This is a genomic window from Pseudarthrobacter niigatensis (assembly GCF_030812615.1).
GTDB lineage: Bacteria > Actinomycetota > Actinomycetes > Actinomycetales > Micrococcaceae > Arthrobacter > Arthrobacter niigatensis.
Genome location: NZ_JAUSTB010000001.1, coordinates 193439 through 205447, shown reverse-complemented (window position 1 = coordinate 205447; position 12009 = coordinate 193439). Strand labels below are relative to the sequence as shown.

Annotated in this window: 11 protein-coding genes; 1 reads left to right on the top strand and 10 read right to left on the bottom strand. The window is 66.5% G+C overall.

Translation table 11 applies throughout. The features are described from left to right. The first annotated feature begins 170 nt into the window (after window positions 1-170). Window positions 171-1433, top strand: coding sequence for a PrsW family intramembrane metalloprotease (locus J2T23_RS01010; protein WP_307356428.1), 1263 nt, complete (start codon window positions 171-173; stop codon window positions 1431-1433). A 71-nt stretch (window positions 1434-1504) separates the two neighbouring features. On the opposite strand, the gene nusB is transcribed toward J2T23_RS01010, so the two are convergent. The 10 genes from nusB to alaS all read right to left on the bottom strand — a co-directional run bounded on the left by nusB (window position 1505) and on the right by alaS (window position 11896). Continuing rightward, window positions 1505-1915 carry a transcription antitermination factor NusB gene (gene nusB, locus J2T23_RS01005; RefSeq protein WP_141160348.1) on the bottom strand — a complete coding sequence of 137 codons (411 nt, stop codon included), beginning with the start codon at window positions 1913-1915 and terminating at the stop codon, window positions 1505-1507. Further along, window positions 1915-2478, bottom strand: coding sequence for an elongation factor P (gene efp / locus J2T23_RS01000; RefSeq protein WP_141160347.1), 564 nt, complete (start codon window positions 2476-2478; stop codon window positions 1915-1917). The genes nusB and efp overlap by 1 nt, the downstream gene beginning before the upstream one ends. A gap of 171 nt (window positions 2479-2649) precedes the next feature. Continuing rightward, a complete protein-coding gene (locus J2T23_RS00995; RefSeq protein WP_307356425.1) occupies window positions 2650-3168 on the bottom strand; it encodes a tetratricopeptide repeat protein in 519 nt (172 codons plus the stop codon). Next, the gene (aroB, locus tag J2T23_RS00990) at window positions 3168-4259 is read right to left on the bottom strand and encodes a 3-dehydroquinate synthase (RefSeq protein WP_141160345.1); all 1092 of its coding nucleotides are present in this window, start codon (window positions 4257-4259) and stop codon (window positions 3168-3170) included. The genes J2T23_RS00995 and aroB overlap by 1 nt, the downstream gene beginning before the upstream one ends. Next, window positions 4256-4825 carry a shikimate kinase gene (locus J2T23_RS00985; RefSeq protein WP_141160344.1) on the bottom strand — a complete coding sequence of 190 codons (570 nt, stop codon included), beginning with the start codon at window positions 4823-4825 and terminating at the stop codon, window positions 4256-4258. The genes aroB and J2T23_RS00985 overlap by 4 nt, the downstream gene beginning before the upstream one ends. Next, the gene (gene aroC, locus J2T23_RS00980; protein WP_141161573.1) at window positions 4825-6024 is read right to left on the bottom strand and encodes a chorismate synthase; all 1200 of its coding nucleotides are present in this window, start codon (window positions 6022-6024) and stop codon (window positions 4825-4827) included. The genes J2T23_RS00985 and aroC overlap by 1 nt, the downstream gene beginning before the upstream one ends. A 23-nt stretch (window positions 6025-6047) precedes the next feature. Beyond that, complete coding sequence (locus tag J2T23_RS00975) at window positions 6048-6908, bottom strand: shikimate dehydrogenase (protein WP_307356422.1); 861 nt, start codon at window positions 6906-6908, stop codon at window positions 6048-6050. Continuing rightward, on the bottom strand, window positions 6905-8614 hold the full coding sequence (mltG, locus tag J2T23_RS00970) for an endolytic transglycosylase MltG (protein WP_307356421.1): 1710 nt from the start codon (window positions 8612-8614) through the stop codon (window positions 6905-6907). The genes J2T23_RS00975 and mltG overlap by 4 nt, the downstream gene beginning before the upstream one ends. Continuing rightward, window positions 8611-9210, bottom strand: a complete 600-nt coding sequence (ruvX, locus tag J2T23_RS00965; RefSeq protein ID WP_141160341.1) for a Holliday junction resolvase RuvX — start codon at window positions 9208-9210, stop codon at window positions 8611-8613. Before ruvX ends, mltG begins: the two co-directional genes overlap by 4 nt. 7 nt (window positions 9211-9217) lie before the next feature. After that, a complete protein-coding gene (gene alaS, locus J2T23_RS00960) occupies window positions 9218-11896 on the bottom strand; it encodes an alanine--tRNA ligase (RefSeq protein ID WP_307356418.1) in 2679 nt (892 codons plus the stop codon). Window positions 11897-12009 lie beyond the last annotated feature (113 nt).

Genomic DNA, 12009 nt, shown 5'->3' with positions numbered 1-12009 from the left:
TCCCCTTTCCCCGCCTCACAGGACGGAATTAAAAAAGGAATGTTTGCTGTTCAAAATTACCACACGGACTTTCCCGGTCCGGTGCCGTGGGAACGCGGCGCTGATCACATTCCAGCGGTCCGATGCCGGGGTTCTTTGTGGTGCAGAGGTACGCGCCTAGGCTTTCGGATATGGCGATGTACCCGCAGCAACCCCCTTCCGGGCTTCCCGACGACCCCTACCGCGGCACGCCCGGCCCCCTGCCGCAGCAGGCCAATCCCAGCTGGATGGGCCACGTACACCCGGAGCACTACCGGACCGCCCCGGGCCACCAGGGCCAGCCGCTGGCCGTGATGGCCCCTGCCCGGGCAACGGCGCCGCGGACCCGCGGCGGCCTGGCAGGCCTGTCGGTCGCCGGCGGCATACTGGCCTTCCTCAGCCTGTTCCTGGTGGTGCCGTTCCTGCTGTCCAACACCGGGGCCGGAGGCTTCCTGATCGGCTTCCTGGCGTCCCTGGTCCCCCTGGCCGTGGTCCTGGCCGCCGTCCACATCATCGACAGGTGGGAGCCGGAGCCCAAGCGCCTGCTGTTCTTCGCTTTCACGTGGGGTGCGGCGGTGTCCGTTGCCGTGACGCTGTTGATCCAGCCGTTCTTCGTCTTCGCGTTCCAGTTCACCGGAGAACCGGACCTGCGGACCTACATGGCAACGGTGCAGGCGCCCATCGTTGAGGAATTCGCCAAATCACTTGGATTGTTGATCCTCCTCCTCGCGGCGCGCCGGCAATTCGACGGCCCCGTGGACGGCGTGGTGTTCGCCTTCACCATCGCCGGCGGATTCGCGTTCACCGAGAACATCCTCTACTTTGGCCGTGCCATTGCAGAGTCCGCATCCCCTGCCGGCGGCCTCGCCCAGGTCTTCTTCCTCCGCGGCGTCATGTCCCCGTTCGCCCATGCGATCTTCACCGGCACCACGGGCCTGGTGATGGGTTTCTCCGCCCGGCGCTGGCATACGGGCGCATCAATCGGTGCATTCTTCGTGGGACTGCTGCCGGCCATGTTCCTGCATAACAGGTGGAACAGCATGGGCCAGGGGTTCCTGCTGGATTACATCGTGGTCCAGGTACCGATCTTCCTGCTCGCGGTGGCCGGCATCATCTTCCTGCGGGTGGCCGAGAAACGCCTGACCCGCCAGCGCCTGCTGGAGTACTCGGCCGCGGGCTGGTTCACCCCGGCCGAAGTCCAGTTGCTGGCTACGGTGGGTGGCCGGCGCACGGCCCTGGCGTGGGCTGCAAGGTCGGGACGGAAACGACAGATGAAGCAATTCCTGAAGGCAGCCACCCAGCTGGCCAACACCCGGCAGCGCATCCTCAGTGGACGCGACGTGCCGCTGCACCAGGCCGAAGAAAGGCAGCAACTCCAGCACATCCTCTCCCTGCGCGCGGCGGTGGCCGGCTGACGACCGGCCGTCAACGCAGAAGGCCCCGCCGGTGGCGGGGCCTTCTGCTGTTACGGTGCATTGTCCTTGGGTCAGGCCAGCAGTGAGGGCTTCAGCTGCTGCAGCCGACCCAGCAGGCCGTTGATGAACTGCGGAGACTCGTCGGTGGACAACGTCTTGGCCAGCGCAACTGCCTCGCTGACCGCCACCCCGTCAGGGACGTCGTCGTTGTAGAGGAGCTCCCAGGTGCCAATGCGCAGGATGATTCGGTCCACGGAGGGCATGCGCTCCAGGGTCCAGCCCTGCGAGTAAGTCTCCAGGAACTCGTCGATGGCCGCCTGCTGGGAGACTACGCCTTCGACGATTTCCAGGGTGTAGGGGTTGACCACCTGGTCGGTCTTTTCGCGGCGTGCGCGAAGCACGTCGAACGCCGAAACAGAGCGCTGCTCCGCTTCGAAAAGAACATCCAGTGCCCTGCTGCGGGCTTTACCGCGGGCGCTCACTACTCAGAAACCCGGCCCAGGTAGCTGCCGTCGCGGGTGTCCACCTTGACCTTGGTGTTGTTCTCGATGAACAGCGGGACCTGGATTTCGTAGCCGGTCTCCAGGGTGGCAGGCTTGGTGCCTGCGGAGGAGCGGTCGCCCTGCAGGCCCGGCTCCGTGTAGGTGATTTCGAGGACGACGCTCGGCGGCAGTTCGATGTAGAGGGGGTTGCCGTCATGGATGGCAATGTTGACCATCTGGTTTTCGAGCATGAAGTTGGTGGCGTCGCCTACCGTGGCGCCGGAGACGGTGATCTGGTCGTAGTCGGAGGTGTCCATGAAGACGAAATCCGCACCGTCCTGGTACAGGTACTGGTAGTCACGGCGGTCTACGGTGGCCGTCTCGATCTTGAGCCCGGCGTTGAACGTCTTGTCAACAACCTTGCCGGACATCACGTTGCGCATCTTGGTCCGCACAAAGGCGCCGCCCTTGCCGGGCTTGACGTGCTGGAATTCGATGACGTTCCAGAGCTGGCCCTCGAGCTTCAGGACCGTTCCGTTCTTAATGTCGTTAGTGGTTGCCACTGGTTTCCTCTGGTTTCTTTGTCTGGCCGCGTGGTCAGATGCTGTATGCCGGGCGGGCACGCCGCAACGGCCCGCCTGCACGTGTTTGTCAAAAATCGCGTGGATGCAAAAATTCCACAACCATTCTACCGGTAAATACCGGGAAGCCTTTCCGGTGCTGCGGGACGGGGCTCAGCAGGCCAGGTCCAGGACGTCCCGGGCGCGCTGCAAGGCCACGGTGGAGGAGTAGATCTGGGCCGCATCCGCTGACTGTGCCACCCGGAGGTCCAGGGCCTTGGAGAAGGACTCAACGGCGGCCGAGGTCTGGCCGGCCGCGTATTGGGTGCGTCCCAGGTATTGCAATGCGGGCGCTTCGCGGGGTGTCCCGTGCACCTCGGCGACGAGCTGGCGGAACAACTCGATGGCGCGGTCCATCCGGTGCGAGACGCTCAGCACCTCGGCCTCGAAAAGGCGCAGCCGGAATGATTCCGGGTCCTTGAACCGGGCTTCGGCAAGCAGTTCGGCGGCGTCGGAGGCATGGCCCTCCACGAGCAACACGAAGATCGGGTCGGCAGGGTCGGTGGAGGCAGCCAGGGCCTCCCTGACCGCGTCCTCGTTGATGATCTGCGGGCGCAGGGTATCCGGGTTGATCCTGATCCCCGGGAAGCCGGCCTCTGGCCAGTCAGCGGTCCCACTCATATCGCCCTGCATCAGGAAGCAATCTCCTGGTAGGCGGCAAACAGCAGCGACGTGTCCGGGACGTCGAGGATTCCGGGCTTGGCGATGCCGTCCAGGACGACGAAGCGCAGCAGGTCCCCCCGGGATTTCTTGTCACGGCGCATACCGTCGAGCAGGCCCTGCCACCGGTCCCGCCGGTAGGTGACCGGAAGCCCAAGCCCGTCAAGGATGCTCCGATGCCGGTCGGCGTCGGCATCGCTGAGCCGCCCGACGCTGCGGGCGAGTTCCGCGGCGAACATCATCCCGACGGACACGGCGGCCCCGTGCCGCCAGGAGTAGCGTTCCACCAGTTCGATGGCGTGGCCCAGGGTGTGGCCGTAGTTCAAGATCTCCCGGAGGCCGGATTCCTTGAGGTCCTCGGAGACCACCTTCGCCTTGACCGCAATGGCCCGTTCAACGAGTTCGCGGAGCGCTTCGGAGCGGGGGTCCACCACCGCGGCGGGGTCCGTTTCGACCAGGTCAAGGATGGCGGGATCGGCGATGAAGCCGCACTTGATGACCTCGGCGAGGCCGGAAATCATCTCGTTTTTCGGCAGCGTGTCCAGCGTGTCCAGGTCCGCCAGGACGGCAGCGGGCGGGTGGAAGGCACCCACCAGGTTCTTTCCCTCAGCGGTGTTGATGCCGGTCTTGCCGCCCACGGACGCATCCACCATGCCCAGCAGGCTGGTGGGCATGTGGATGACCTTGACCCCGCGCAGCCAGGTGGCGGCGACGAAGCCGGCGAGGTCGGTCACCGCGCCCCCGCCCACGGCAACAATGGCATCGGAGCGGGTGAAATCATTCTGGCCGAGGACCTGCCAGCAGAAAGCGGCCACCTGGATGTGCTTGCCTTCTTCCGCGTCCGGGATTTCGGCGGTGAGGGAGGTGAAGCCGGCAGCGGCGAGTTCGTCCCGGACAGTGTCTCCGGTGAGGCGCAGGGCACGGGGGTGGATCACCAGGACCCGCCGGACGCGCTCCCCGAGCAGCCCGGGAAGGTCACCAAGCAGGCCGCGCCCGACGACGACGCCGTAGTTGTTGCCGGCACCTTCGCCGGTGACGTTGATGACTGTTGATTGCGTGTTCACTTTTCAACTTCCTGTTTGGCAGCTGCGTGGTTCCGCAGTGCTGCTTCCAGCCGGCCGCCGAGCTCAGGTATTGAGCCGTGGCGGACGTCCAGGGTGATGTCGGCCAGCCTCTCGTAGACCGGCCTGCGGGTGGCGAACATTGCCGTCCAGCGGCCCATGGCATCGCCGGCGAGGAGGGGACGGCCGGAGTTCCGGGCTATCCGGTCCGCCACGGTATCGGCGTCGCACTCCAGGTACACAACGGTGCAGCGGCTGATCAGTTGCTGCGTTCCCGAGTCGAGTACAGCCCCGCCGCCCAGCGAAATTATCGTGGGTGTGCCTTCGGCTTCCTCGACGGCGTCGGCGACGGTCCGGGCCTCGATCTCCCGGAACGCGTGCTCGCCGCGTCCTGCGAAGATGTCCGCGATGGACCCGTGGCCGGCCACGATCACCGCGTCCGTGTCGATGAACCTGGCGCCCACCTGCTGGGCGAGCTGCTGTCCGATGGCCGATTTTCCCACGGCCATCGGGCCGATGAGCACTATCGGCCGGTCGCCGAGAGGTCCGGGACTGCTGCGGTGGAGCACTACTGGCCGATCGAGTCCAGGGATGCCGGGATGCTGTCCAGGTAACCCTTGATGTTGCGCGCGGTTTCCGCCACGGAGTCACCGCCGAACTTTTCAATGACGGCTTCAGCGAGGACCAGGGCCACCATGGCCTCGGCCACCACGCCGGCAGCCGGAACTGCGCAGACATCCGAGCGCTGGTGGTGTGCCTTGGCCGGCTCCCCGGTGCTGACGTCGATGGTCCGCAGGGCGCGCGGAACGGTTGCGATGGGCTTCATGGCTGCGCGGACCCGGAGGACATCGCCGATGCTCATGCCGCCTTCGATGCCGCCGGCGCGGTTGCTGGCGCGGACAATGCGGCCGTCGCCGTCCCGGACGATTTCGTCGTGGGCAGCGGAGCCACGGCGTGCAGCGGTCAGGAAGCCGTCGCCGACCTCAACCCCCTTGATGGCCTGGATGCCCATGAGGGCGGCCGCCAGCCTGGCGTCCAGGCGGCGGTCCCAGTGCACGTAGCTGCCCAGTCCGGGCGGTAGCCCGTACGCCAGGACTTCCACCACGCCGCCCAGGGTTTCGCCTTCCTTGTGCGCAGCATCCACTTCGGCCACCATGGCGTCCGAAGTTTCGCGGTCGAAGCAGCGCAGGGGGTCCGTGTCCAGGGCGATGACGTCACCGGGCACGGGCAGCGGGCGGCCTTCGGGTACCGTCACGCTGGCGATGGACACGGTATGGCTGACAAGTTCAATGCCGAGGTGCTTGAGGAACTGGGCCGCCACGGTCCCCAGTGCCACGCGGGTGGCGGTCTCCCGTGCGCTGGCGCGCTCCAGCACCGGGCGGGCTTCGTCGAAGCCGTACTTCTGCATGCCCGTGAAGTCGGCGTGCCCCGGGCGCGGCCGCGTCAGGGGCGCGTTGCGCGCCTGGTCGGCGAGGAGTCCGGGTTCCACCGGGTCGGCGGACATGATCTGCTCCCACTTGGGCCATTCGGTGTTCGCCACCTGGATGGCGACGGGACCGCCCTGGGTCAGGCCGTGCCGGACACCGCCGAGGATAGTGACCACGTCCTGCTCGAACTTCATCCGGGCCCCCCGCCCGTAGCCAAGCCGGCGGCGGGCCAGGGAGTCTGCGATGTGGCCGCCGGTGATTTCCACACCGGCGGGGACGCCTTCAATAATTCCCATCAGAGCCGGGCCATGGGATTCACCGGCAGTCAACCAACGCATAATTTCCATCCTGCCACGTAGGGCGGTCAGAACGCCCGCCGGGCAAGGCCGACTGCGTCACACATCACATCTATGACAGCTGCATTAACGTCTTCCCCGCGCCGGGTGAAGAGCCGCACCTGTTCCACGGCCTGGTACAGCAGCATTTCCAGGCCGGGCACTACGGCACCCCCGCCGGCCTGCCACACGGAAGCAATCAGGCTGGGCCACGGATCGTAGGCAACGTCCAGCAGGACGCCGGGGGTCCTGGTCTTCAACGCCGCAATTTCCGCGGCGAGTCCATCTGCCGCGCGGGGCGGCAGGGTGGAAATGACGACGTCGGCCTCCGCAGTGGGACGGGCGGCCGCAGCCAGCGGACGGATTTCGAGGACCACGTCCAGGCTGTCAGCGGCGGAGCGGACCTCCGACGTCCGGGACGCATCACGGACAAAGACCTGCACGGTGCCGGTGCCCAGCTCCTGCAGGGCAGCGATGGCCGATGCCGCTGTTCCGCCGCCGCCGAGGATGACGGCCGACGGGGCCGCCTTGGTGCCGGCGTGCCGCAGGGCGTTGACGATGCCTGTGACGTCCGTATTCGAGCCCACAGTCTTCACGCTGCCCGCCGATTCCTCGAACGTTACGGTGTTGACCACGCCGAGGGTCCCCGCCACCCCACGTACCTCGTCCACCTCGTCCAGCATGGCCGTCTTCAGGGGCATGGTCACCGAGAGGCCCCGCCAGCCCGGCTGGTTCCGGATCTGTCGCATGAACGCTGGCAGCAGCGCCTCCGTGACGTCGATGGCCGTGTAACTGATGCCCGCCCCGAGCTGCCCGTAGGCGGAGAGGTGCAGCGCCGGGGACTTCGAGTGGCTGATCGGGTGGCCAAGGACGGCAGCCCGCAGGCTCATGTGCAGCGGCCCGCGTTGGCCTGGCACCACGCGTTGTACTGCTCAACGTAGGTGTTGTGTTCGGCCAGCGTCTTGGCGAACTTGGTCTCCTTGGTGTCCAGGTTCACGGTCACCCAGTACAGGTAGTCGTTGGCCTTGGGCCGGGCGGCAGCGTCGATGGCGGTCTTGCCCGGTGAGCCGATGGGCCCGGGCGGCAGTCCCGGATTGGCGTAGGTGTTGTACGGGTTGGACTTGTCCTTCCGCTGCTCATCAGTGAAGTTGAAGCTCCGGGTGCCCAGGCCGTACGTGACGGCCGAGTCAACCTGCAGGAACCCGCCGGTCTGGTCGTTGGGCTTGAGCCGGTTGTAGATGGCACCGGCCACGTCGCCGTAGTCGGCCTGCCCGCCTTCGGCCTGGACGATGCTTGCCACAATGACGGCCTCGTACTGTTTGGCCGGATCGGTGATGCCCTGGGATACCAGTTCGTCGGTGGTGGACTTCACCAAGGCCTGCAGGATGTCCTTGACAGGGGTGCCCAACGGAAAGCGGTACTCGCCGGGAGCGAGGTAGCCTTCGAGGTTCTTGGCGTTGGCCGGCAGGCCGAACTGGGCCGGTTGGTTGCTGAGCGCCTGAAGTTGCTGCATGGACGCTCCGGAGCCCTCGGAGATCGCCTGCAGGGACTCGCTGATCCGCAGGCCCGCACTCAGCGCAAAGTAGATGACTTTGGTCTTGTCCTTGCCGGCCAGGACATTGACGGCATCGGCGTTCTTCATTTCGTTCTTGAAGACGTAGTCGCCGGGCGACAAGGTTGCCCCGGAGGCATGGAACGCCTGCATGAAAGTGTCCGCGTTGGCTACGACACGCTGGTTTTCCAGCTCGGTGGCGACGGAGCGCGTCCCCTCGCCGCTGGCAACGGTCACGTGCACCTCGCCGGTTCCGGGACCGGGAAAGTCCGATGGCTTTCCGTCGCCCAGCAAAGGTTTGAGGAACTGGGCGCCTACGGCGACCGCCGTCACAAAGACAGCAAGGGTCAGGAACAGGGCCAGCAGCCTGCGGCGGCGCCGGACCTTCTTGGACGGCCGCTTCACCACTTCAGCGGACGCTGCCGGGAGGATTCCGGCCACCGGGTCCACGTGCGCCGACTCCGGGTGGGTGTCGCCGTGGTGGTAATCCGTCGACCCGTAGTGGCCGTGCACGTCCTCCTCATGGTGGAGGTGGCTGTCCCGGTGCGGGACGTCGTGGTGGTGTGCGTCGGCGTAGTGGACCTCGTCCCCGTGGTGCGGGACGTCGTCGTGGTGCGCCACTTCCCCATGGTGCGCGTCGGCGTAGTGCACCTCGTCCTGGTGGGCGGCGTCGTCATCGTGCGCCGCTTCCCCATGGTGCGGTACGTCGTCGGGGTGGCCGAGGGGCGGCGGCGCGCCGGCGGCGCCTTCTTCGGAGGTGCCGTGCACGGCGTGGTCGTCCTGGATGGACGGTGGCGTTTGCGGTGCTGCCGGGACATCTCCAGTAGCGGGATGCGGGGCAAAGGTGGGCGCGGCCGCCGCGGCGGCAGGAGGTGCCGCCGGTGGCGGCGGGACGTCACCGGTTTCGTAGGCCTGCTCGGGCACGGCGTCGTGGCCTCCGGTGTTGAGGCTTTTCTCCCGGGCCCGCAGTTCCTTGCGGGTCAGTGGCCTCCCGGCCCCGGGGTCCAGCGGACCGGAGGTGTCGTCAATGTTGGCAGGGCTCACTGTTGCCTTCCATTATCTGAAGATTGGTTCGTGTCCGCGGGGATGGCGCGGACGGGCTGGTCCGCCCCACCGGCCCCCAGGTCCACGGACGGGGATGGCGCTGTCACGCGTGAGCCGACATCCGCTCCCCTGGCTTTCTGCATGTCGATGGCGTGCTGAAGAATACCCGCCGCCGCGACCTGATCAACTACTTTACGGTGGTCCCTGCTGCTCATGCCAGCTTCATGCAGGTTCCGGTGGGCCGAGACACTGCTGAGGCGTTCGTCCACGAGGTTAACCGGAACTGCCAGGCCGCGGCCGGCAAGCTCGGTTGCCAAAAGCAGTGCATAGTCGGCCGCCATCCGGGCAGACGCGTGTTCCTCGCCCTTCATGGTTTTGGGGAGGCCGACGATGACCTGAACGGCTCCAAGCTCTTCCGCGAGCTTGGCGATCACGCGCACGTCCGAATTCTTTTTAGCGTTCCGGTCGAGGGTCTTATAGGGCGTGGCAAGAATCGAATCGCGGTCGCAGATGGCCACCCCTACGCGGACGGTGCCGACGTCCACCCCCAGCTTCACGCCCTGGGGGTAGCCGCCGTCAGCAACAGCACTGGTCATGGCCCGGTTATCGCCTTGAGATGGCGTCGACGACGGCTGCCAGGGCAGCGCCGACCTTTCCGGCGTCGGTTCCGCCGCCCTGGGCGACGTCGTCCTTGCCGCCGCCGCCACCACCGAGGACACCGGCGGCGACCCGGACCAGGGCACCGGCCTTAACGCCTGCCTCCCTGGCGGCCTCGTTGGTGGCCACCAGGATCAGGGGACGGTCATTGGCGACGCCGGCGACGGCAACGGCCGCCGCACCGGAACCCAGGCGGTTGCGGAGGTCGAGGGCCAGCCCGCGGAGGTCGTCGGCGCCGCTGACGGTGCCGGCGTCATGGGCCAGCACCTGCACTCCACCGGCGTCGCGGGCGGCGCTGACCAGCTGGGCGGCCGACGCAGCAAGCTGTTCCTTGCGGAGCCGGTCCAATTCCTTCTCCGTGGCCTTGAGCTTGGCCAGGGTTGCGGAAATCCTGTCGGCAAGCTGGCCGGACGGAACCTTGAGCAGATCAGTCAGCTCAGTCACCAGCGCCCGTTCGGCCGCAAGGTGACGGAACGCCTCCATGCCGACAAACGCCTCCACGCGGCGATTGCCTGAACCCACAGACTGTTCGCCCAGCAGGGACAGGCTGCCAATCAGCGAGGTGTTGGCGACGTGGGTGCCGCCGCAGAGCTCGCGGGACCAGGCGCCGTCGATCTCCACCACCCGCACTTCGCTGCCATAGTTCTCGCCGAAGAGCGCCATGGCACCCAGGGCCTTGGCCTCGGCCAGCCCCATGATCTTCGTTTCCACCGCGTAGTTGTTGCGGATGGCAAGGTTGGAGACCTCTTCGATCTCGGACCGCGTAGCAGTGCTCAGCCCCTCGCCCCAGGCAAAATCGAAGCGCAGGTAGCCGGCCTTGTTGAAGGATCCGCGCTGGGTGGCTTCCGGGCCCAGGATCTGGTGCAGGGCGGCGTGCACGATGTGCGTGCCGGTGTGCGCCTGCTCGGCGGCATGGCGGCGTTCACGGTCGACGGCGGCGCGCACCAGGGAGTCTGCGCCGATTTCACCTTCGCGGACAACCGCCTTGTGTACGCTCAGTCCCTTCACAGGGCGCTGGACGTCCAGGACCTCGACGACGAACCCGTCACCGGTGATCAGGCCCGTGTCTGCTGCCTGGCCGCCGGCTTCGGCGTAGAACGGCGTCTCGGCAAGCACGAGTTCGATCTCGTCACCGGTGGACGCCTGCTGGACCTGCCGGCCCGCGCTGAGCAGTCCGCGGACGCGGGATTCGCCTTCGAGTTCGGAGTACCCGGTGAAGACTGTCTCGCCCTGGCCCAGGATTTCCTGGAAGACGCTGACGTCGGCGTGGCCGCCCTTCTTGCCCTTGGCGTCGGCCTGGGCGCGCTGGCGCTGTTCCTGCATGAGGCTGCGGAACGCCGCCTCATCAACCTTCAGGCCGGCCTCTTCGGCCATCTCAAGGGTGAGGTCGATCGGGAAGCCGTAGGTGTCGTGCAGGGTGAAGGCATCCTCGCCTGACAGGGGCTTGTTGGCCGCCTTCGACTCCTTGACCGCGTCCTCGAGCCGGGCGGTGCCGGAGGCGATGGTGCGCAGGAATGCCTTCTCCTCGGCGTAGGCGATGCGGCTGATCCGGTCGAAATCGGTCGCCACCACCGGGTAGACGCCCTTCATGGCGTCGCGTGAAGCCGGCAGCAGGTCGGGCAGGCAGGCCTGCTCGACGCCGAGGAGGCGCATGGAGCGCACGGCGCGGCGGATGAGGCGGCGCAAAACGTAGCCACGTCCTTCGTTGGACGGCGTGACCCCGTCGGAGATCAGCATGAGGGCCGACCGGACGTGGTCTGCCACCACGCGCATGCGGACGTCGTCGGTGTGGTGCGGATCGTCCTCGGTTTCCGCGGAGGTGTACTCCTTGCCGGAGAGTTCGGCGGCCTTGTCGATTACGGGGCGGACCTGGTCGGTCTCGTACATGTTCTCGACGCCCTGCAGGATCATCGCGAGGCGTTCCATGCCCAGGCCGGTATCGATGTTCTTCTTCGGCAGCTCTCCAACGATGTCAAAGTCGACCTTGGAGCGGACGTTCTCGATCTGGTACTGCATGAACACGAGGTTCCAGATCTCGATGTAGCGGGTCTCGTCAGCCAGCGGTCCGCCTTCGATGCCGTAGGCCGGTCCGCGGTCGTAGTAGATCTCGGAGCAGGGTCCTGCCGGGCCGGGCTGGCCAGTTGACCAGTAGTTGTCCGACTTGCCCATGCGCTGGATGCGTTCGGCGGGGACGCCGGTGTTCTTCAGCCACAGCTCCTCGGCCTCGTCGTCCTCCTCATAGACGGTCACCCACAGCTTCTCGGGCGGAAGGCCGTAGCCGCCGTCGTCAACGCCCGTGGTGAGCAGCTCCCAGGCGAACTTGATGGCGTCTTCCTTGAAATAGTCGCCAAAGGAGAAGTTGCCGCACATCTGGAAGAAGGTGCCGTGCCGGGCGGTCTTGCCCACTTCCTCGATGTCGCCGGTGCGGATGCACTTCTGGACACTGGTGGCGCGGGAGTAGGGTGCTTCCTCGCGGGCGGTGAGGTAGGGAATGAACGGGACCATGCCGGCCACCGTGAACAGCAGCGAGGGGTCGCTGGAGACCAGCGATGCGGAGGGAACCGCGGTGTGGCCCTTGCTGACAAAAAAGTCCACCCAGCGCTTTGTGATCTCCTGCGACTTCATGAGCTGTTTTCTTACCCTTCTTGGTCCGCGCCGATGGGGCACGGGTCTTTCGTTCAGGTGGCCTGGCCCCGGATAGGGGGTCCTGCCGGTTGTTGGCTGGCTGCCGGTGTTGA

Coding starts and splice junctions, on each gene's coding strand:
- J2T23_RS01010 (WP_307356428.1), top strand. CDS start 171: ATGGCGATGTACCCGCAGCAACCCCCTTCCGGGCTTCCCGACGACCCC.
- J2T23_RS00995 (WP_307356425.1), bottom strand. CDS start 3,168: ATGCAGGGCGATATGAGTGGGACCGCTGACTGGCCAGAGGCCGGCTTC.
- J2T23_RS00975 (WP_307356422.1), bottom strand. CDS start 6,908: ATGAGCCTGCGGGCTGCCGTCCTTGGCCACCCGATCAGCCACTCGAAG.
- ruvX (WP_141160341.1), bottom strand. CDS start 9,210: ATGACCAGTGCTGTTGCTGACGGCGGCTACCCCCAGGGCGTGAAGCTG.
- alaS (WP_307356418.1), bottom strand. CDS start 11,896: ATGAAGTCGCAGGAGATCACAAAGCGCTGGGTGGACTTTTTTGTCAGC.